Raw genomic sequence first — 20,798 nt, forward strand, 5'->3', positions numbered from 1 at the left:
CAGCATCGCATTCTTCATTTTATTTTTTGCATATCCGGGATGCACGTTTAAACCCTGGATTGAAATTTTAGCCCGTGCCGCGTTGAAATTTTCATATTCAATTTCACCTATTCCGCCTCCATCCATTGTATAAGCAAAAGCAGCGTTGAATTTTATCACATTGAATTTATCAGCGCCGCGACCGATCTCTTCATCGGGTGTAAACCCTACCCGTACTTCTCCGTGTTTAATTTCAGGGTGTTGTATAAGGAATTCTACAGCGGTAAGGATTTCTGCTATTCCTGCCTTATCATCGGCACCCAGCAAGGTAGTGCCGTCGGTAACAATGATTTTCTGGCCGATGTAATTATTTATGATTGGAAATTCAAGGGGTGACAGCTGGATGTTTTCTTTCGGATTCAGCACAATGGCTTTGCCTGAATGCTCAATAATACGGGGTTCCACGTGATCAGATTTGAAATCGGGCGAAGTATCCATATGAGCCAGGAAACCGATAACAGGAATGCTTTTTTCGATATTCGAAGGCAATGTACCCATCACATATCCGTTTTCATCAACCGACACATCTTTCAGGCCAATGCTCTTCATCTCATCCGCCAGTAATCCGGCCAGAACCAGCTGACCCTTTGTAGAGGGGCACGACTTTGAATTTTCATCGGATTGAGTGTCAATCTTTGCATAACGGATGAACCGGTCAATCAATTTATCCATAGCTTCTGTCGTTAATTTGTCGGGTTAATATACAAAAAAAACATTGCGAACACTACCTTTATAGCATGTTTTGTATTTATTCGGATAATACCGATCCTTATTTTAACCTTGCTGCCGAAGAGTATTACCTGAGGAACAGCAGCGACGAATATTTTATTCTGTGGAAAAGCGTACCATCGGTGATTTGCGGAAAACATCAGAATGTACTTTCTGAAATCAATTACCCGTTTTTAAGGCAAAAGGGTATTCGCGTGGCCCGCCGACTTACTGGTGGCGGGACGGTTTATCATGATGAGGGAAATATCAATTTCACTTTTATAAAGAACGGTGAACCCGGAAAGCTCGTTGATTTTACCTCTTTCATTTCACCTGTCATCAGGTTTCTTCAAACCTTGAATTTGCAAGCCGTTCAGGGTCCGAAGCATGAAATCATGGTGAATGGGTTAAAGGTTTCCGGAAATGCAGAACATGTATTCCGTAACCGCGTTCTGCATCACGGCACCCTTCTGTTTGAGTCGGACCTTGATGTTCTGAACAGGGCTATTACCCGTGAGAACGGCACGTATTCCGATAAGGCGGTTCAATCTAACCGCAGTACGGTAACGAACCTTTCAACCTGTTTAAATGGTAGGTTAGATATTGATCTGTTTTGCGGCTTGTTCTTCAATTTCATAAAATCAGAATGCGGAGGTTCAGATTACAATCCGCTAAAAGAAGTCATAACCATCAGCGAACTGGCAGATACAAAATACAGGAGTGCTGACTGGATTTTCGGTTGGTCGCCGGATTATGTTTTCCGGAATACGGTACCCGAATTCGGATTGACTATTGAATTAACAGTTCACAGGGGATTTATAGCAAGCTGTGCAGTCATTTCGCCGGTGTTGCCAGGTGTTTTTGTTAAAATGGTGAATGAAAATCTCAACGGAGTTCAGCATACTGAACTGCCTGTCAGAAGGGTTCTTGAATTGGCAGGATTAAATGAATTTTTACCCGACGGTCAAAAAGAAGAATTTGTATTGTTCTTCTTTTAACGGGCTTACATGCCGGCATCTTTAACCGATGCGGATTTCTGATTTCCGTTTGCCGGAGTGAGTCCTTGTTCGGGAGGTTCGGGTCCATATGCGATTCCTTTTATATAGTAACCCGGGTATTCGCCGTAACCGCCAGTTGCCTGTTTTTTGGTAACAAGCACAACAGTGCTTTTCATATTGGCGGCTTTCTTTTTCAGCTTGATAATGGCTCCCTTTTTGGCAGAGGCTGCACTGCGTGAACTCGACGGTGATTTGGCGTCTATTTCTCCCAGCATATAAAGATTACCTACATCGTTCTTTTCTTCGGTTATCCATACGGCTTCCCAGCTGCTTTCATCGAGCATAACAAATGCAGCTTTGTTTAAAATGTCGATTTTACCGTTCTTGTAAACAATTTTATGAACTTCTTTTCTTTCAATGGTAAATTCATCCGGTTTTCCGGGAAGTACGAAACTTATATAAGTGGGCGTCACCGTTGTAACATCAACAGGGAGTTGCTGTCCGTTGATTTTAAAAATGGTATCATGAGGGGTTTCGGCCGGGGGAGCAGTCTGGCAATAAGCCAATATGCCCATAAGAGCAAACAAACCGGATATGAGAAGTTTTTTTATCATTTCTGATCATTTAATCATGTAATGGCAGGGAACAAACTTTATGCCATTGACAGCGGGAAAATCAACCGGTAATTTCAGGACTTTGATTATCAAAACTTTAAATATAAAACAGGCTGATTTATTCCATTCAAATATACGAAAAAATACTTTTTTGATAGCGGGAATAGAGTTTGCTTAAAATTGATGTTATTTTTGTTTAGTGCTTTTTGCGGGCAGCCAATTTCACTTTCACTTTCATGCGAACCGATTTCAAAACTTTCCTGATTTCTCTGTATATCTGGACGTTCATTTTAGCTACGCTGACTCCGCTTTTCGCACTATATGTGATCATTTGGCTGGTTGTTTATCCGTTTGACCGTAAACACGCGGTTACACAGTTTTACACAATGCTATGGACAAGGCTTTACCTTACCTGTAATCCGGGCTGGCATTTGAAAGTTGAAGGCCGGAAGAATATAGGTCATGGAAGGAATTACATCTTTGTAGCCAATCACCAGAGCGTAATTGATATAGCGCTGCTGAATCAACTGAATGTTAACTTCAGGTGGGTATCGAAGATCGAATTGTCGCGTGTTCCTTTCGTAGGATGGGTTATCCGTATGAACGGGCATATCCTGGTGAAAAGGGGAGATAAACTTAGTGTCGTAATGATGGCCGAATCATGCATTGATGTTCTGAAAAAGGGTATCTCTGTTTTTATGTTTCCGGAGGGCACCCGGTCGAGCGATGGCAACATTCAACCATTTAAGGAAGGTGCATTCATCCTGGCAAAATCGGTTGATGTGCCCATTATTCCGGTTGTTATTGACGGGGCAGGAGAGGCTTTGCCCCGGCACGGCTTCTGGTTTCAGCCCAGGCAAACTTTCACCGTCAGAATTCTTGAAGAAATACCCGTTGAAACCGTTCAATGTCTTGAATTAAATGAACTTATAAATCTCACATCTGATAGGATGATCCGGGAACTCAAGAAGATAAGAATGAAAGAATGAACCAATGTGCTAATGTGATAATGTGCCAATATGCTAATTAAAGATTCTCCATAGTTACATCATTTTAGCACATTAGCACATTATCACATTATCACATTATCACATTAACTAATTAAATCTATGGAATTCTCCGAACTAATCCGTGTGCGTGAAAGTGTGCGCGACTACGATCCGCAAAAGCCTGTTTCCCGTGAGGTAATCATGAAAATACTTGGAAATGCCGGACTGGCGCCATCTGCCTGCAATTATCAGCCATGGGAGATCCTGGTTGTACAGTCGCCTCCCATGCTTGAGAAAGTAAGGGCCTGCTATCACCGGCCCTGGTTCAAGGAAGCGCCGGTTTTGCTTGTTCCGGTGGGCTACAGGGATAAGTCCTGGGTAAGGTCTTTCGATAAATACAATTCTCTTGAAACCGACATGGCCATATTAATGACACATATCCTGCTGTCAGCTGAAAATGAAGGACTGGGAGGGTGTTACATAGAAGCTTATGATCCGGCTATTCTACGGAAAGCGCTGGGTTTAAGTGAAAACCAGGAAGTGTTTGGGATTACTCCCCTCGGATACCCTCATGACGGCGTGCAGAAGAGGGGGAATAAAACAAGAAAAAAACCTGAAGAGATTGTAAGGTATATTTAATGTGCTAATATGATAATATGCCAATATGCCAATGTGCTAATTGAAGATTCTCCATAGTTACATCATTAGAAATTAACACATTAGCACATTAGCACATTAGCACATTACCTCATTGGCACATTAGCGGGTTCCACACGGTATCCCTGCTTCCTCAGAAGCGCCAGCACTCCTTCTTCTCCGGGTAAATGACCGCATCCTATGGCTATGAATGTTGCCTGTTCCCTGATGATCGGCACAATGCGTTCTGCCATCCTGTAATTTCGGAGCCGGATGAGTTCATCATTCAGCAGGGAGCCGGATTCTTCATCCTCAATAAGGATGAGCAGGCTGTCAAGATCCGCTCTCCTGTAACACCTTACGAGTTTGTCATATTCCCGGTCCTGCTCGTCAAGGTGCTGAAAATATTCAAGCACATAATGGTCAGGTATTTTATCAAAAAGTGAAATCTGCTCTTCTACCGTCTCAATGCCATACGTGGGCATACCTGCTGATTTGGCCCGTGCATACAGCAATTCATCCACTGTGGATTCAAGTCCCCCGTTCTGGTTTCCAATAAAGCAAAGAGAGATTAAGGCGGGGGGCTTTATTTTATCAAAATCTGAGAGATCTCTTCCTGAACAGGATTTCACCGCTTCTTTTATGAAATCATATTCTTCCTGGCTGAAATGATTATGCAGAGTTTCACCTTCGGGTAACTTCATCATACCGACAATCCTGATCATATTCTCCATGCTCAGGTCGAGTTCCGAAGCAAAGGCGTCACAGGTAAGAAGCTTTTCAAAAACGGTGTCTTTCCATTCAAAAACCCTTGAGTCGGTTATATGAATAGTGCCATACAGGTATGAGGTGTCGGCAAGGTTATTTCCTGTGATCGTCCAGAGAAGCGACTGTCCGCTGGTTCGGGGAACCCCGATGAGCAGAACCAACAGCAGGAAATACAGCCGGAATTTGAAATGACTTTTCATACAGGTTATTCAAGTTCAAGTGCAATCACTTCCGAGCGGGTAACAAAGCCGGGATTGTATTCCGCGAGCGGATCAAAATCCCATTGCCAGGTAGCAGATCTTTTCCCTACAGGTAAAGAACATTTAATTAACTGTTTGGTTTTGCAGGGTTTGTCGTCCCTGTCATACCATACTTCCCTTACATCGGTGATCAGGCATGAAGGTTGCTGCATCATCAGTTTCAGATGCGATTCCTGCAAGGTTGCAGCCAAATCGTCGGCTTCCGGTTCGCTTAAGGAAACATGATGTGAAAGGTAACCGGTGACAAGGTCGCCGATCTGGCTTAACAGGTTGAGCGAAATGGCAAAATCAGGAGGGACTGTCACTCCAAAAGGAGTCGAAGGGTATTCGGGACGAAATATGTTTCGACTCCGCTCAGCATGACTCCGGTGGCTCCTCACAAATTCATACACATCCTTCAATACCCCTGATACGTCGGCGGTAACAGATGTCACATTTTTAAACTTCTTTATCTTATGCAGAATTTGCCTGGGATGCACAAGGTCATACAACCATACATGGTTGCATAACCTGGATAGTTGCTCAAGCGGAAGATCGAGATGCCATCCGCTGCCATAAACCGCTACGTCTTTGTAATTGCGATCCCTTACACAATCAAGAATAAAATTCCTGCTGTTTTCCAAATGCGGGTCCCAGGCGCCATCCACTTTTATATACCGGTTGATGATCCCCCGGCTGTCGTCGGTGAATCCCATTTTTTTCAATATCACGCCCAGATCTTTATCCACGGCTATCAGTTTAAACCGGTTTCGGTAAAATGACATTTACGGCAGAATTCAGGTGTTTTCCCGGCATACCATAATTCCCTGAATTTTCTGTACGCCTTGCTATTCAGTACTTCCATTATGCCTGATTCAAATGAGTTCCCGAAATTCAGTTCTTTAGGAAACGGTTTGGCACAACAAGGAACCATGAATCCATTCCAGCAAACATAAAAATGAGTCCATGGGAAGGGGCACTTCCGGAAGCTTTTTTCAGTACGGAAGTATCTTGTAACCTCAACAGTCTTGTTTTCTTCAATCCTTTTATCCAGTTCGGCACAGGCAGCAAGAAATTCAGGCGACTCATAGAACCTATAATACGATGGATCAAAATTCGTGACTGCTGCCAGGTTAAACAGTGTGAAATCAACGTAGCGGATGTTTCTTTGCGCTGCAAAATCAACAATTAAAGACATCTGCCTGTAGTTTTCACGGGTTACCACCATGTTCAGCATAATATCGGTTTTTGTATTCCTGCAGAGCATAGAAAGTTGCTTCAGGTTTTCATCCAGTGTGCTGAAATCCGCTTTCTTCCTTATCAATTCATACACATCGCCCAACCCGTCAACCGACACCTGGATGGTATCGATTTTTCCGGCCAGATTTTCAATTTTCTCAATGAATCCGGGCAACTGTGCATTGGTTGAAACCGAGATTACGATACCCTTATTTTTACTTTTTATATAACCGGCAACTTCTTCGATTTCCCTGTACATAAAGGTTTCGCCCATCCCGGTTAGTCCGATGGAATCAAGGTAAGGCCATAACTCATCAATTATGCTGAAGGCCGCTGATTTATCCATGGAACCTTTGTCCATTGCCTTTCCGGAATCATATTCCCTTGGACAGGTTGTGCAGGCCAGATTGCAATGATTGGTAAGCTCAAGCATGATGGTTGAAGGCCTGGCAACCCGGGTTGAGTGCGAATACTTAAAATAAAAATGCTTCGCCTTGTTCAGCAAATACAGGACCAGGTAATGATTGATAGGAAGTGCCCTGATCCTTGAGATAGCTTTCCTAAGCCTTCGTTTGTTCATGGATTCATAATCAGTTCTTCAATCTCATCAAGGTGAAGCCTTAAGTGCCGGGGATAATCAAGAATCATGGTTTCAAGTGTTATTTCCTGCTTTAAGGCGGATATCCATACTGCTGTCAGTTTCTCTTCATTCACATGTTCAATAACATGAATCAGATGAAAATTCAGGTACTTCCAAAGTTGAATGATGTTTTCCCAGTTTTCATCCTGGTAACTCTGGATGGCAATCCAACGGTCATTATTGCCCAGGTTGGCATAATCGGGAAAGACGACCGGACTTTCGTTATATTGCAAATGAATAATCCGATGCAGATTATTCGAAGCTGAATCGCACAAGTGTCCAAGTACCATCCGGATGGTGCGGTTCTGACTGTTTCTTCTTTCACCAATCACTGCTTCAGGAAGTAATTGCAACCGGGGTTCCCAGTCACGTAAAAGTGCTGCAATCTCAATGTTATTGTCAGTAAAGGATTTCATGCTTTATAAGTTTAGAAGGAATCAATTAAAGGTATTCTTACTACATTTGAAAGCAAAGATAATGGTGTTGTGATATGATGCAAGTAAAGAAAATTACAGCGTTCGTTTTTGGGTTGATGACTTGTTTTGGTTTATCAGCACAGCCTCTGGCCGACGGGCAGTCGAAATTCCTTGGATGTGCTTACAGCAGCAATCAAAGTACAAACTTTTCAAAATACTGGAACCAGGTTACTCCCGAAAACGGGGGTAAGTGGGGCTCCGCCGAACCCCGACGCGATGCAATGAACTGGTCCGAAATGGATGTTGCTTATAACCTGGCTGAAAGTAAAGGTTTTGCTTTCAAGGAACATACCCTTATATGGGGAAATCAGCAGCCGGGGTGGATGGAATCGCTTGACTCCGCTTCACAGCGTGAGGAAATTGAGGAATGGTTTTCACTTGTGGCGGCACGGTATCCGGGCATCGATTATATCGATGTGGTAAATGAGCCGCTGCATGCACCGCCAACAGGTGCCAATCATGGTAATTATATAAAAGCACTCGGAGGCAACGGATCCACGGGGTGGGATTGGGTGTTAACATCATTCAGGCTTGCCCGCCAATATTTTCCATGGGCCAAACTCCTCATTAACGAATACAGTGTCACAAATAATCTGTCCAGTGCACAGCAATACAAACAGCTCATCAGTCTTCTCCAGGCCGACAGCCTGATTGATGGCATCGGTATCCAGGGCCACGCATTCAGCACGTATGGAGTTTCTCCCGATCTGACGCGGTCCTGCCTTGATTTACTTGCTTCAACCGGTTTGCCGATATATATTTCAGAACTGGATATTGACGGAACCTCTGATCTGGTTCAGCTAAGGGAATACATGCGTGTTTTCCCCGTATTCTGGCAACATCCTGCAGTCCAGGGTATCACAATGTGGGGTTTCCGTTATGGCCTGTGGAGAACAAATGAAGGCGCATACCTTGTAAACCAGGCGGGTACTGAGCGGGCTGCATTCACCTGGCTAAAAGCATACATAAACGATACACTGACACTTTCATCCTCAATAACTCTTTCTGCAAAGGATGACACAGATACCCTTTACCTTGATGAAACTCTTCAGTACACGGCAACTGTATTGCCGTTAAATACCACTATTAAAACGGTTTCTTTTACTGTGAGCCCGACCAGCGCAGCATCCATCAGTGCCACGGGGTTGTTGACTCCTGTTACGACCGGCATTGTAACTGTCAGGGCCACTACATGGGATAAAGGCAGAACTACATACAAGAATCTGGTAATCCTTAAAAGGCCTGTGGACAGCATTTCGATATCCATTCCCAATGGGAAGGACACCATTACCCTGGCCGAAACCCTACAACTGCATGCCGGGGTATGGCCAGCAAACGCGGCAGACACACTCATTACATGGAAAGTTATTCAGCCTGAACTTGCCACAATTAGTGCTGAAGGCTTGCTGACACCTGTTACAACAGGCACGGTTACTGTGGTTGCCAGGGCACATGATGGTTCGGGTGCCACCGATACGGTGTATATTACATTGGTTGATCCTACAGTTGCAGAAAAGATACAGGCGGAAGCAATATCCGTATATCCAAACCCGGTTAATAACGGACGTTTTATCTTAACCGGAATTGCCGGCGCAAAGGAAATATTAATTTCCGATTTAAACGGAAGGAATATCGCTCATATCGAAAGCAATGGAGATGATAACAGGGTAATAGAAACAAGGTCCGACTGGCATGGACTTTATGTAATCACTGTTTCAGGAAACCATTTTTCGGTTCACCGCAAAATAGTGATTCCATAATTCGAAAGGTTCCTTTGCCAGAACCAGCATGATGCCCAGTATCCAGGGGAGCAATGTGGTTGAAAATTCCTGGGGTAAATGATTGATGAAAATCAGGAACATCATCAAAAGAACCAGGTAGCCCAGGCGCAGGTATTTTCCAACCCGGTGTCTTTCTGTGACTAGTACAGGCAGAGCGGGCAGCAGCCATAGTAAATTCCAGTTAGCTTTCAGCGCCTGATTTACAGTAAGTATGTTTACCGTGAGCAGAATTAACCCTGTAATGGAAACACCGCCAAACAGGATATAAAAAAGGATTCGCCGGCTTAAGCGGGTTAACATCATAGCCAGGATAATACCGGTGATTATCCAGGGCCAGAGAGATGCCATTTTCCGGTTTTCATTATGGGGTATTACGGTCAGCATGACTTTCTCATCCCTTACACTTCTTGATTGTTGGAGGCTTTTATAAATGTAATCGGGCAAAAACATGTAATCTGCCGGAGAAGCCTGTTTATCGGCATTTTTACCAAGGGCCAGGTTAATCCCCAGGTTTAGCCAGTACTTTTCTTTTATGTAGGGGATCAGTAAATCTCTTAACGAGGAACAGCAGAAACCGGTTGAATCGGAAACCAGGCTGAATTTTTCAAGATAATCCCTTACCCGGGTTGCACAGTTGTCATAAAAGAAATCATAGCGGTAATATCGCTCATCCGACTGGTAGCAATGTTCAAGTTGCTGTTTTAAAAGGGTGGCCTCCTGATCGGAAAGGTTAAGCACCTGCTCCCGGGCTGTGCGTTGTTCAGTTTCGACCGAGTAAATAAAATCGTTATAGGGCACTACAGAAAGAAAATAATTGAGGTTACCCCTGATAAACTTCAGATAGAAAAAAGGATCATCAAAGTCAAATGTTCCGAAATTATAAACCCTGTCGGTTGCGGTAAAATTGTTTATTATCCGTATGGCGGTGTGACCGAAAACAGAATAGACATCCTTTCCCGGATCAACGGTTATAACTGAAACGGTAAGATTGCCGGCACGTACAGGAATCAGGAATACCAGGAACAACAGTCCCGGCAGTAATTTTTTCATTAATTCGTTAATTACGGAAATGCCAGGCGAAGTTTTCAACTTCGTCTGTACGGAACTTCACAGACTTCGCCTGGCATTTTCGATGAGTTTAATTCTACTGTTGTAAAATTAACTCTTCTTTGCCGGAATATAAAAGTCGTCAGCCGTTAGTCCGCATTTTTTTGCAACCGTTTTACTGTAGGCCAGTCTTCCGGCATTTGGACTCCGTGAATCGGATCCGAAAGTAAATTTCAATCCTTTCGCCCTGGCTTTGAGTATGAAATCCTCATGCGGGGTATGAGCCATATCATTGATCTCAATAGCAATATTCCTGGCTTTGGCAGCGTCAATGATACTGTTCATGCGCTCTTCGGTCCACAGGGTATAATAATCCCTCGCAATGCAAACCGGGAGGAATAGCGGCCAACCGAAAATATGGATGGGTTCGTTGTGAAGGATATTGAGGCAATGTTCCATATACCGTTTCATGAAATCCTCAGTATCCTCAACATAGGTATCAAACTCCCATATCCTCATGTAATCCCCGTTTGGCATCGGAATGGTTTGCGGGTCCATCAGCACATAATCAAGTTTTGCCAGTACTTCAGGCGAAAATCGTTTCTGCCATCCCGTAATCATAGGCTGTAAGCCTTTATAAACGGGGTATTTTTCCAGTTTTTCGATATATGCCACCATGTCGGCATCATTTTTAAGCGCCCAGTCAGCAGGATGATCCACGATTCCAAATTTTACATTCCTTTCCTTAGCGATTTTCATAATCGCGTCTAATGTAAACTCGTTGGTAGTATGCACGTGCAGGTCAACAAGCGGGAAAGGATATTCCTCAGTTGTAGTACATTTTGTAAGCAAGGGAGCAGCAGCAATCAAACCGGCGGCAACACCGGCCTCTTTAATAAAGGTTCTTCTTTTCATGGAAAATGGGTTTAAATAAGTTCTGATTAACCTCTAAATTATAAAAAATTAAGGCTTGTTAACGCTGAATCATGAGGAGTTATTTGATAATCGATAGATTCATTTATGTCATTGATGGGATTGTGTTTGTCAATAATAATTTGACATTCACCGTAATCCTTCATAAATTATAAGAGATATAATCTGACAGAAATTTCTGAACCCATTAACCCTAAATCATGACACCCATTTATAAAAAATGCAGGATACTTTTCCAATTCCTCGCTATTTGCCTGATCAGTTCAGGCATTTGGAATTCATGCCTGGCGCAGGGGACTATTTATGTGAGCGGTACCTATACCGGCAAAACCATATGGAATGCCGATACTGTAAAAGTAACAGGTTGGGTTTTAGCTGACACCCTGATTATTGAATCGGGAACGGTTGTTGAATTCCAGACAGAATATGGGTTATATGCACAAAAATATCTTTTTGCCAATGGGGCTGTTGGTGATACAATTTTTTTTACTAAAAAGGATACAACAGGTTTTTCAGATCCGAATTTGTCTACAGGAGGTTGGGGCGGAATAGGTGGGAGAACTGCTAAACTAAATTATTGCAGGATACAATATGTGAAAAAATTTAATATAAATGGATCAGCGGTTAATGCTTCTTACTTACTTGATATGCAGAATAGTTGTATAACAAATAATTTCACAAATGGTATCTATCTGGAAAATAGCAAAATAAATATTAGTAACAGTTTAATAGCTAATAATCGCGGTTTGGGAATATATGGTTATCTCGGCCGTATATATTTATTTGGATGTAAAATCAGAAATAATACGGATGGAGGCGTTTTATCCCGAGAATCAGGTTGGTTATATGTTGATAATTCAACCATTGAATTAAATGGTCACTACGGGATCAGGTCTTCTGAAAATTACAGGCTCCGCATTAATAATTGCAGAATTCAAAACAATAATGGCAATGGAATAGAAGTCAATGATTTAGAAGCCATTTGGCGGGGTATGGTTTCTAATAACATAATTCAATTCAATAATGGGTGTGGATTTACGGGAAGTATATGCGGTATTCACTTTGTCAATAATTTAATTTTGGGTAATAGCAAAGTCGGTATAAACCAAGGGAGTGGATTTGGAGCGGGAACGGTTTATATTAACAATACTATAATTAAAAATTCGATTGGAATTCAGCTGAATCAGAATCATTTGAATATGTACAATTGCATTTGCCGGGATAATGGTCCGCAAAACATTCGTAGGGTCTTGCCGGAATACGGCGCTCTGTCTGGCAATATTTTTAATAGCAATATTGAAGGAATTAACTCTGATGAGTTTAGCGGAGATTTCATAAATAATATTAATACCGATCCCCTGTTTGGGGATACATCAATCTATAATTTTCATTTGAAAGATAATTCACCTTGCATCAATGCTGGCAGGCTTGATACAACCGGCTTGTATATTTCAAGCACCGACCTGGACGGCAATCCGAGAATATTTGACGGAAAAATTGATATTGGGGCTTATGAGTACCAACAGGACAATTTCCATATATTGAAACAACCGGTCGGCGAATCGATATGCCAGAAAGCATCAGCTCTCTTTGAAACAATAGCCATTGGCGGCATACTGGGTTATCAGTGGCAGAAAAACGGGTCAGATATTCCTTCAGCCAACCAGGATACTTTTGCCATTGATACGGTAACTCTGACTGACTCCGGTTATTATAACTGTATTATCATTGCCGATGACAAAACGGTAAGTACCGATACAGTCATTCTTTCCGTTCCGAATCCTGAACCACCCTCTTCAAACGATACAGCAATCTGTGAAGGGCAGGAAGTACCTGAATTGACAGCTCCAGGCGATGAGGTTACCTGGTACAGCGACGCTGAATTAACAAACGCTGTACATTCCGGAAATACATTTAACACCGGGCAATCACATCCGGGTCTTTATGTTTATTATGCCACTCAGGCGATTTCAGGATGTGAAAGTGCTGCGGGTATCATTACATTAAAAATACGCGAACTGCCGTTGATCAGCCTGGGAGAAGACTCGATTATAACCACTGATCAAAGTTTCGTTCTTGGTCCCTACCCGGATAATTATTCCTACTTGTGGAATGATGGTTCTCAAAATTCAGGTTTTGAAATTTCAGGAAACGGTCTCGGAACCGGAAGTCATACCATAACGGTTGTTGTAACTGATACGAACACCTGCAGGAATTCGGATACATTGATGGTTCATGTTGTTCCGATAACCGGCTTAGATGCATATCAGGATAACCGGTTGGATGTATTTCCGAATCCTACTCACGGGCTATTATATATTCAATTTATAGATATGGATGAAGAAGATTTAATAGTAAAGCTATATAATCAACAGGGCATTGAAGTTTTAAGCAATAAAGTACGAGTAGATCAAGGAGATAAAAAAGCGGAATTAAATCTGACATTATTTCCGCGGGGTATCTATTATTTGCAGATCATCACAAATCATAGTAAATACCTTGGTAAGGCTGTGGTGCAATAGACAAAGAAAAAAGATACTCCCGGAGAAAAGGGTACTATGAAGTTTATATCTTTGAAAAAAACACAACCCTATTCTCATGAAAGCACATATTTACATCACTGCTTTTTTTTTGGCCGCCTTTTTTTGTTTTACCGGATGTGACTCTGGTAAAGCAAAAGATCAAAAGCCGGTTGTAAAAACAACTTTTGGCGAAATTTCAGGAATTATTGACGATAGTGTCTATACTTTCAAAGGAATTCCTTATGCAAAAGCCGAAAGGTTTATGCCTCCGCAGGATCCGGATGCCTGGAAAGGCATTCTCGAATGCAGTGATTTTGGTCCGGCGGCCAGACAAATAGTTCCCTGGATTGCTGATTCCATGCAGGATGAGAAGAAACTCTTCAGCGTAAATGTTTGGACTCCCGGAATTATCGATGGCAAAAAGCGTCCTGTTATGGTATGGTTGCATGGAGGCGGATTTCACGTTGGAAGCAGCAACGATCCGATGACTTACGGAAAAGCCATGGCAAAAAAAGGTGATATTGTATTCGTATCTGTAAATCACCGGTTGAATATTCTTGGATTCCTTGATTTATCGGCTTGCGGACCCAGGTATGCGCAATCGGCAAATGTTGGAATGCTCGACCTAGTAAAAGCCCTTGAATGGGTAAAGGCAAACATTGAGAATTTCGGCGGCAATCCTTCGGATGTTACCATTGTGGGCGAATCAGGTGGTGGCGGAAAAGTGGGTACACTGATGTGCATGCCGTCGGCAAAGGGCTTGTTTCAAAAAGCGATCATTCAGAGCGGAACCCTGCGAAATGTAATGACTAAAGAAAAATCACAGGCTCTGGGGCTGGCAGTGCTTGAAAATCTGGGCCTAACACCAAATGATGCCGGCAAACTGGATACCATTTCATATGCGGTTCTTGTTAAAGCAGGAAATGACGCAATAACTAAAATTAACGGTCCCAGAAAACCCGGCTCACCAACCATGTTTGGCTTCTCGCCTTCGGCCGACAGTGTTGTTTTGATGCAGCAACCGTTCAGTCCCGGTTTTGCTGATATTTCCAAGGATATTCCGCTGATGATGGGCACCACATTCAATGAGCTCATGCCTGTTGTTTATGGGGAAAAGGACCTGACCATGGAAAAGGCAAAAGTTCGGCTGGCAAAAGAATATGGCAACAAAACAAACCGGTATATTGAATTATTCTCCAAAGCCTATCCTGATTTTACCCCTCAGGATCTTCTTTCTATTGATAAGGTTTTCAGACCATTTACAATTCAAACTGCAGATGCCCGGGCTATGCAGCAAGGAGCTCCCTTATATGTATATATGCTTGCATGGAAAAGTCCCGTTGACAGTGCATCAAAAGGATCTTTTCATGGCCTTGACATATCACTGGCATTTAATAATGTTGACCTGAGACCGGATTGGACAGGCAACTCAAAGGAGGCATGGATACTGTCTGATAAGATGAGTTCGGCCTGGCTCAATTTTATAAAAACGGGTAATCCCAATGTGGCAGGCGTATTACCTGAGTGGAAACCTTACACGGTTGAAAACGGTGAAACTATGTATTTCGACAATGAATGCAAAATTGTCAATAATCACGACAGGGAACTGATGAATTTCATTTGGTAATCACGAACCGGTCAGGTCATTTTATTATCCACCTTATTCCTGCATTAACGCCGATATGGCTGTAATCCACAGTGCCGTCATCTCCCCTTAAAATGTGGGGGTTGTCAGTTAAAGTTGAAAGCTTATCCACGCCATCCACATCGAATTTTACGGTTTTCGATTCCTTATACCGGTATGATGTGTTAACCGCCATGAATTCGGCTGTAAATAAAACATGATCTTTTATGGGGTACATGATTCCGATAGCGCCCCGGAACCCTGCATTCCAGTTTCCTGTATAAATTCTTTTCAACGACGTATTCTCAAGATACTCTTCAAGATTCTCGTTGGTGTATTTGTATGTATAAAAGTTTGTATAAATGGTTTTCACAAAAAGTAAATTGACGCCGGCTTTTATATAGGGTGTCCATTTTCCGGCTTTGATACTATATACAAACATGGGGCTCAGTTGTACCGAAGCATTCCGCATGCGGGCGTCACCGTTAAGGCCGGTAAGATGAAGTCTGCTGTATTCCTGCTCAAAAAATTGTTTCCAGTTATGATCGGAATGCGATGTGGTGAAAAGGGCTGTTGAAGCCAGGAATTCGGCTGAGAGATGTTCATCGAGCCTGTACCCGGCTGAAAGATTTAAGTAAAGGCCCTTTCCATATGAAAACCTGATCCTATACATGCTTATGAGGTTGTCAGTTACTTCACGGTTTTGTTGGACTGAAGGATTGGTCGAAAAAGAATAACCCGAAGTAAATTGAGCATAGAATTGGCCCTTTGCACCGGCAGTTGCCATAAAAAAAAGCACTATGTTCAAAAACCTCTTCATGATCAGAACGAATAGTTGATGTTAATTCCGCCATACATGCTGTTCAGCTTCAGGGTTTCTTTCAGACGCATCAGTGGTTTGTAGTAATTGGTATAGTAAGTATCATTCATATTATCATAATAGACTTGTTCATTGTCGATTTTTCGTTTATACACAATACTTTTAAGGTAACGGGGTAATTCATCCATATCCCAGTATGAAAAATTATCTTCTTTAAGGATGGCTTTCCGCGGTTTATAGAAAATATTTTCCACACCTGCCTCAATGGAGACGCCTACATGATTCAACAGCCTGTATTCGATTTCGGCACCAAAAGTATAGCCAAAATCAAGGCTTTTGTTAAACATGAATGTGCGTCGTTTTTCTTCGAATATAATCGACTTACCCAGGGAGGTAACTCCTGCAACAAAACCGGCTTTTGCAGAAAACGCGAAGTTTTTTCCAATTGGCTGCGACAGAACCAATGCAGGTATTGCATTTAAGACACGCAGTTGCCAGGCTGTGCTTCCGAGCGGGTAATTGGGTGAAACGCTGTCCGATTTTAACTGGTGGTTATTCCTGAAATAATCAAATCCTAATTCTATCGCAATATGTTCGTTAATCCTGAATCCGATATCTGCTCCATAAGACGTTCCCTTTGCCAGGGAGAATTTCTTGTTTTCCGTTATGACACTGGTATAGTAAACATCCGATCCAGTTAATATAAACATGTTGGCGGTAAAGAACTCCGGGGCTTTCTGATATGTAAGAGGTGTATGATACCTCAGATGAGGTTTCAGGTAGAAATGCTGGGAATAACTTAATCCGGATGATAAAATAAGAGATACTATGAGACAAATTCGGACCATAATCAGGTGTGTATTATCAAAGTTACTTCAAATCTCACAGAATATGACCATTACGAATGAATTTAACCCTTTTTTTAATAGCCCCGGCCTTAAGGCCGGGGGCTATTCACCAACCCTCGCCCCAAAAATCCGTATACAGTATCGCGCATTCAGAATTTTACTAATATTAGATTTTTAAAACCTGTTCATGCATCGATTATATCTTTTACTCTGCCTTCTTTTCCTATGTCCTGTTGCCGCCCTTCCCCAGGTTCTTATTAATGAATACCTCACATCCAATACTTCGGGATTGCTGGACGAGGACCAGGAATATTCCGATTGGATAGAATTTTATAACAGCAGCGACAACCCGGTGAATATGACCGGTTACAGCCTGACTGATGATCTTGCGGTACCGGCAAGATGGACTTTCCCGGCCATGACTCTTCCTGCGCATCAGTATGTCAAAGTTTTTGCTTCCGGAAAAGACAGGAAAGCGCTCTGGATGAATTTCGAAACGGTTATTGATATCGGTACGCCCTGGCATTATATTGTGCCTCAATCTGATATGGGTACCGCCTGGCTGAATAACGGTTTTGATGACAGTTCATGGTCAGTCGGGAACAGTAGTTTCGGATATGCCGATGGGGATGACACTACACTGATATCGTCATCCAGCTTCAGCATTTTTATCCGCAAGGAGTTTACAATTTCAAGCATGGCGGATATCGGAAGAGTTATCCTGAGTATCGATTACGATGATGGTTTTGTTGCCTACATTAACGGCCATGAAATAGCAAGGTCAAACCTGGGTACACCGCTACAGAATGTTCCTTTTGACATGCCGGCCACCAATTCCCGCGAGGCCGCCATGTACTTGAGCGGAACTCCCGAGTATTATGATGTGGAGGATATCGCCGGAGTGCTGCAGGTTGGCACCAACGTTATTGCCATCCAGGTGCACAACAACACTGTAGGTTCATCTGACCTGTCGGCCATACCCTTTCTTACAATCGGCCGGTTTAACGGCGAAGCGGGTTATGTGTCACCTTTCCTCAGCTTTGCGGGTGGATTGCTACACACAAATTTCAAAATCGATGCAGGTTCCGAAAGTATATTCTTATTCAATAAGTCAGGAGCCCTTGTTGATTCTGCAGCACACATTGCTATGCCATCCGATGTTTCAAGAGGCCGTATGCCGGATGGGAGCCCTTCGTGGTGTTTCTTCGGATATCCGACTCCGGGCAGAGCCAATACACCTGCGGGTTCAGGACTGGAGCCTTCGTCGGCAGTTACCCTGAGCCCGTCTGGCGGAAAATTCCGAACCTCGGCAGTAATCACTATGTCTTCCGCTGATCCTGCGGATTCGGTATATTATACTATGGACGGCACAATACCTGATAAAAGCGATTATTTATATAAGGGTCAACTAACTATTGCTACTGACAGGATCATAAGAGCAAGAACGATCAGGACAGGAAAACTTCCGGGGCCGGTAAAATCATCTACTTATGTAGGTTCCCGGACTCACGATATACCCTTTGTATGTCTTTCAACCAACCCTGAAAACCTGTGGAATGAGAACTACGGAATTTATGCTTTTGGCACTGCTCCACGGGGCGACTATCCCTATTTCAATGCAAATTTCTGGAAAGACTGGGAACGCCCTGTTCACATGGAGTTATATGATGTGCAGGGAGTAAAAAAAGTGGACCAGGATGCGGGTATGAAAATTTTCGGGGCCTGGTCAAGAGCTGCGGATCAGAAATCACTGGCTCTTTATGCCCGGAAAACTTACGGCAAAGGTTCATTCGAATATAAGTTCTTTGAAGATAAACCAATCGACAAATTTGAATCGCTTATACTGCGGAATTCAGGAAATGATAATATGGGTCTTCAGTTCCATGATTGCTTTATGACCGGTTTGACAAGAAAAATGGACGTGGACAGGCAGGCTTTTCAACCGGCGGCTGTTTATATCAATGGCCAATACTGGGGACTTTTGAATATCCGGGAGAAAGTTTCAAATAACTATATTGCAGAAAACCATCAGGTGAACGCCGACTCTGTTAACCTGCTACAGTTTGGCGGGGATGTGCTGGACGGAACCAACGAGGGTTACCAGGAGCTTATTAATTATCTCAACCAGAAAACGACATTGCAGAATGATGCCGACTATGAAAAAGCCAGGAATTCAATCGATATTGATAATTTCATACAGTATGAGCTTACCCAGATCTACCTGAACAATCGGGACTGGCCGGGAAATAATATAAAATTCTGGAATACTAATTCGCCTGGAAGCAAATGGCGGTGGATTCTTTTTGATACCGATTTCGGTTTCGGGATATGGGATGTAAATGATTATAAACTCAACAGCCTCGACTTTGCTCTTGAAGCGTATGGTCCCGATTGGCCTAATCCGCCATGGGCAACGCTCATTCTGCGACGAATGGTCACCAACCTGAATTTCAGAAACAATTTCATAAACCAGTTTTGCGACAGGTTGAATCTCGATTTCAGCTCTTCCAGGGTTAATTCCGATCTCGATTCGCTACAGAACCTTTACGATCATGAGATCGTGTATAACTTCGGTCGCTGGTGGGGAAACTATGATGAATGGCTGGGCCGGATCAGTAATCGCAAAACGTTTGGCCAATACAGGCCAACCTATTGCAGGGATTTTCTGAGAACACGGTTTAGCCTGGGATCAGGACTGTCCATAACAGTGAATGTTTCAGGCAGTGATGAGGGAGTTGTTAAAATAAATACAATTTGCCCGTCCGTTTATCCTTTTACAGGTATTTATTTCAAGAACCTTCCCATACAGATGACGGCAGTGCCGCGGCCGGGTTACCGTTTCGTGAAATGGGAAGGAACCATTAACAGCACAGAACCTTCTGTGACTTATAATATGGCCGCAGCAGGAACTTTTAATGCCGTGTTTGAAGAAGACACGGAGGAAGAGAAGCTGATAGTGATTAATGAAATTAACTACACCTCATCGCCGGCAACCGATGCGAAGGACTGGGTTGAAATTTATAATAACGGCGCCTCTTCGGTTGATTTGGGGGAATGGATTTTAACCGACAATGAAATTGATTCAGGGTATGTGTTTACGACCGGTACCATACTTACACCGGGCAGTTACCTGGTGATTTGCAGGAATCTTGAAGATTTCAAAACTTTTTATCCCAACGTATCCAATGCAACAGGAAATTTAAGCTTTAAACTGAGTGGTGAAGGGGAGATTGTGAGACTCTTTGATAATGAATTCAACCTGGTTGACAAAGTTAATTATGGTGTGACAGCTCCCTGGCCTGTAGATGCAAATGGAACGGGCAAAACAATTGAATTGTTAAATCCTTCACTTGATAATGAACTGGCCGGCAGCTGGCTGTCAGGCCTTATCGGAGGCACGCCGGGTACTGAAAATTCGGTGTCCATACCGACAGGAAAGGGAGATATTCAGGAACTGCAGGTTCAGATGGACTGTTTCCCGAATCCGTTCCGGGATTACACTACAATTAGCTTTAGTGTTGCTGCCGCCGGAAGTTACAGGCTGGAGGTAATGGATATGCAGGGAAGGATTGTCAAGGTTCTGACAGAAGAAACACTTTCACCGGGTTCATATTGGATTGACTGGACAGGAGACAACGTGAGCGAAGGAGTGTACACATTGCGTTTATCCGGCAATGGAGTAGCGCAAACAAAAAAGATGGTGAAGATCAAATAATTTTTGAATTTGAGTATGGAATTTTATATTTCAAAGCATCTATTCGTAAAACCCTGAAATGAAAATCCTACTCGCAATCGACCGCCTGTTGATTGTGATTTTGCTCATCATTTTGCTATCCTCTGCGAGGGAAGAGGAGGAAAAAACTTATACCGTCAATGG

17 protein-coding genes are annotated in these 20,798 nt (G+C 42.9%); 7 read left to right on the forward strand and 10 right to left on the reverse strand.

The window, feature by feature from the left end:
* Nucleotides 1–711, reverse strand: a 711-nt coding sequence (gene pepT, locus VK179_21105) for a peptidase T (GenBank protein ID HLO61263.1), incomplete at its 3' end; no start/stop codon positions are given.
* 65 nt (nt 712–776) lie between these two features.
* Here pepT and VK179_21110 point away from each other — a divergent pair.
* Entirely contained in the window at nt 777–1,745 is a 969-nt protein-coding gene (locus VK179_21110) for a hypothetical protein (protein ID HLO61264.1), read from the forward strand.
* Between the two features lie 5 nt (nt 1,746–1,750).
* On the opposite strand, the gene VK179_21115 is transcribed toward VK179_21110, so the two are convergent.
* On the reverse strand, nt 1,751–2,359 hold the full coding sequence (locus VK179_21115; protein HLO61265.1) for a hypothetical protein: 609 nt from the start codon (nt 2,357–2,359) through the stop codon (nt 1,751–1,753).
* A gap of 236 nt (nt 2,360–2,595) precedes the next feature.
* On the opposite strand from VK179_21115, the gene VK179_21120 reads away from it, so the two are divergent.
* A complete protein-coding gene (locus VK179_21120) occupies nt 2,596–3,348 on the forward strand; it encodes a lysophospholipid acyltransferase family protein (protein ID HLO61266.1) in 753 nt (250 codons plus the stop codon).
* A 120-nt stretch (nt 3,349–3,468) separates the two neighbouring features.
* A complete protein-coding gene (locus VK179_21125; protein ID HLO61267.1) occupies nt 3,469–3,987 on the forward strand; it encodes a nitroreductase family protein in 519 nt (172 codons plus the stop codon).
* Between the two features lie 104 nt (nt 3,988–4,091).
* On the opposite strand, the gene VK179_21130 is transcribed toward VK179_21125, so the two are convergent.
* The 4 genes from VK179_21130 to VK179_21145 are packed head-to-tail and all read right to left on the reverse strand — an operon-like array spanning nt 4,092 to nt 7,286.
* Complete coding sequence (locus VK179_21130; protein HLO61268.1) at nt 4,092–4,952, reverse strand: TraB/GumN family protein; 861 nt, start codon at nt 4,950–4,952, stop codon at nt 4,092–4,094.
* Nucleotides 4,953–4,957: 5 nt separating this feature from the next.
* The gene (locus VK179_21135; GenBank protein HLO61269.1) at nt 4,958–5,776 is read right to left on the reverse strand and encodes a hypothetical protein; all 819 of its coding nucleotides are present in this window, start codon (nt 5,774–5,776) and stop codon (nt 4,958–4,960) included.
* Entirely contained in the window at nt 5,746–6,810 is a 1,065-nt protein-coding gene (locus VK179_21140) for a radical SAM protein (GenBank protein HLO61270.1), read from the reverse strand. The genes VK179_21135 and VK179_21140 overlap by 31 nt, the downstream gene beginning before the upstream one ends.
* A complete protein-coding gene (locus VK179_21145) occupies nt 6,807–7,286 on the reverse strand; it encodes a hypothetical protein (protein HLO61271.1) in 480 nt (159 codons plus the stop codon). Before VK179_21145 ends, VK179_21140 begins: the two co-directional genes overlap by 4 nt.
* A gap of 74 nt (nt 7,287–7,360) precedes the next feature.
* Between VK179_21145 and VK179_21150 the strand changes: the two genes are divergently transcribed.
* Complete coding sequence (locus tag VK179_21150) at nt 7,361–9,106, forward strand: endo-1,4-beta-xylanase (GenBank protein HLO61272.1); 1,746 nt, start codon at nt 7,361–7,363, stop codon at nt 9,104–9,106.
* Here the strand turns inward: VK179_21150 and VK179_21155 are convergent.
* Nucleotides 9,062–10,177, reverse strand: coding sequence for a DUF4105 domain-containing protein (locus VK179_21155; GenBank protein HLO61273.1), 1,116 nt, complete (start codon nt 10,175–10,177; stop codon nt 9,062–9,064). The two genes, VK179_21150 and VK179_21155, sit on opposite strands and share 45 nt — an antisense overlap.
* 108 nt (nt 10,178–10,285) lie before the next feature.
* On the reverse strand, nt 10,286–11,089 hold the full coding sequence (locus VK179_21160) for a hypothetical protein (protein HLO61274.1): 804 nt from the start codon (nt 11,087–11,089) through the stop codon (nt 10,286–10,288).
* A 218-nt stretch (nt 11,090–11,307) separates the two neighbouring features.
* On the opposite strand from VK179_21160, the gene VK179_21165 reads away from it, so the two are divergent.
* The gene (locus VK179_21165) at nt 11,308–13,629 is read left to right on the forward strand and encodes a right-handed parallel beta-helix repeat-containing protein (GenBank protein ID HLO61275.1); all 2,322 of its coding nucleotides are present in this window, start codon (nt 11,308–11,310) and stop codon (nt 13,627–13,629) included.
* Between the two features lie 76 nt (nt 13,630–13,705).
* Entirely contained in the window at nt 13,706–15,256 is a 1,551-nt protein-coding gene (locus VK179_21170) for a carboxylesterase family protein (protein HLO61276.1), read from the forward strand.
* Between the two features lie 16 nt (nt 15,257–15,272).
* On the opposite strand, the gene VK179_21175 is transcribed toward VK179_21170, so the two are convergent.
* Nucleotides 15,273–16,073, reverse strand: a complete 801-nt coding sequence (locus VK179_21175; GenBank protein HLO61277.1) for a hypothetical protein — start codon at nt 16,071–16,073, stop codon at nt 15,273–15,275.
* A gap of 2 nt (nt 16,074–16,075) precedes the next feature.
* Complete coding sequence (locus tag VK179_21180) at nt 16,076–16,921, reverse strand: outer membrane beta-barrel protein (GenBank protein HLO61278.1); 846 nt, start codon at nt 16,919–16,921, stop codon at nt 16,076–16,078.
* 187 nt (nt 16,922–17,108) lie between these two features.
* Between VK179_21180 and VK179_21185 the strand changes: the two genes are divergently transcribed.
* A complete protein-coding gene (locus VK179_21185; GenBank protein HLO61279.1) occupies nt 17,109–20,636 on the forward strand; it encodes a CotH kinase family protein in 3,528 nt (1,175 codons plus the stop codon).
* Nucleotides 20,637–20,798: the final 162 nt, after the last annotated feature.

The organism is Bacteroidales bacterium, from assembly GCA_035299085.1.
Lineage (GTDB): Bacteria > Bacteroidota > Bacteroidia > Bacteroidales > UBA10428 > UBA5072.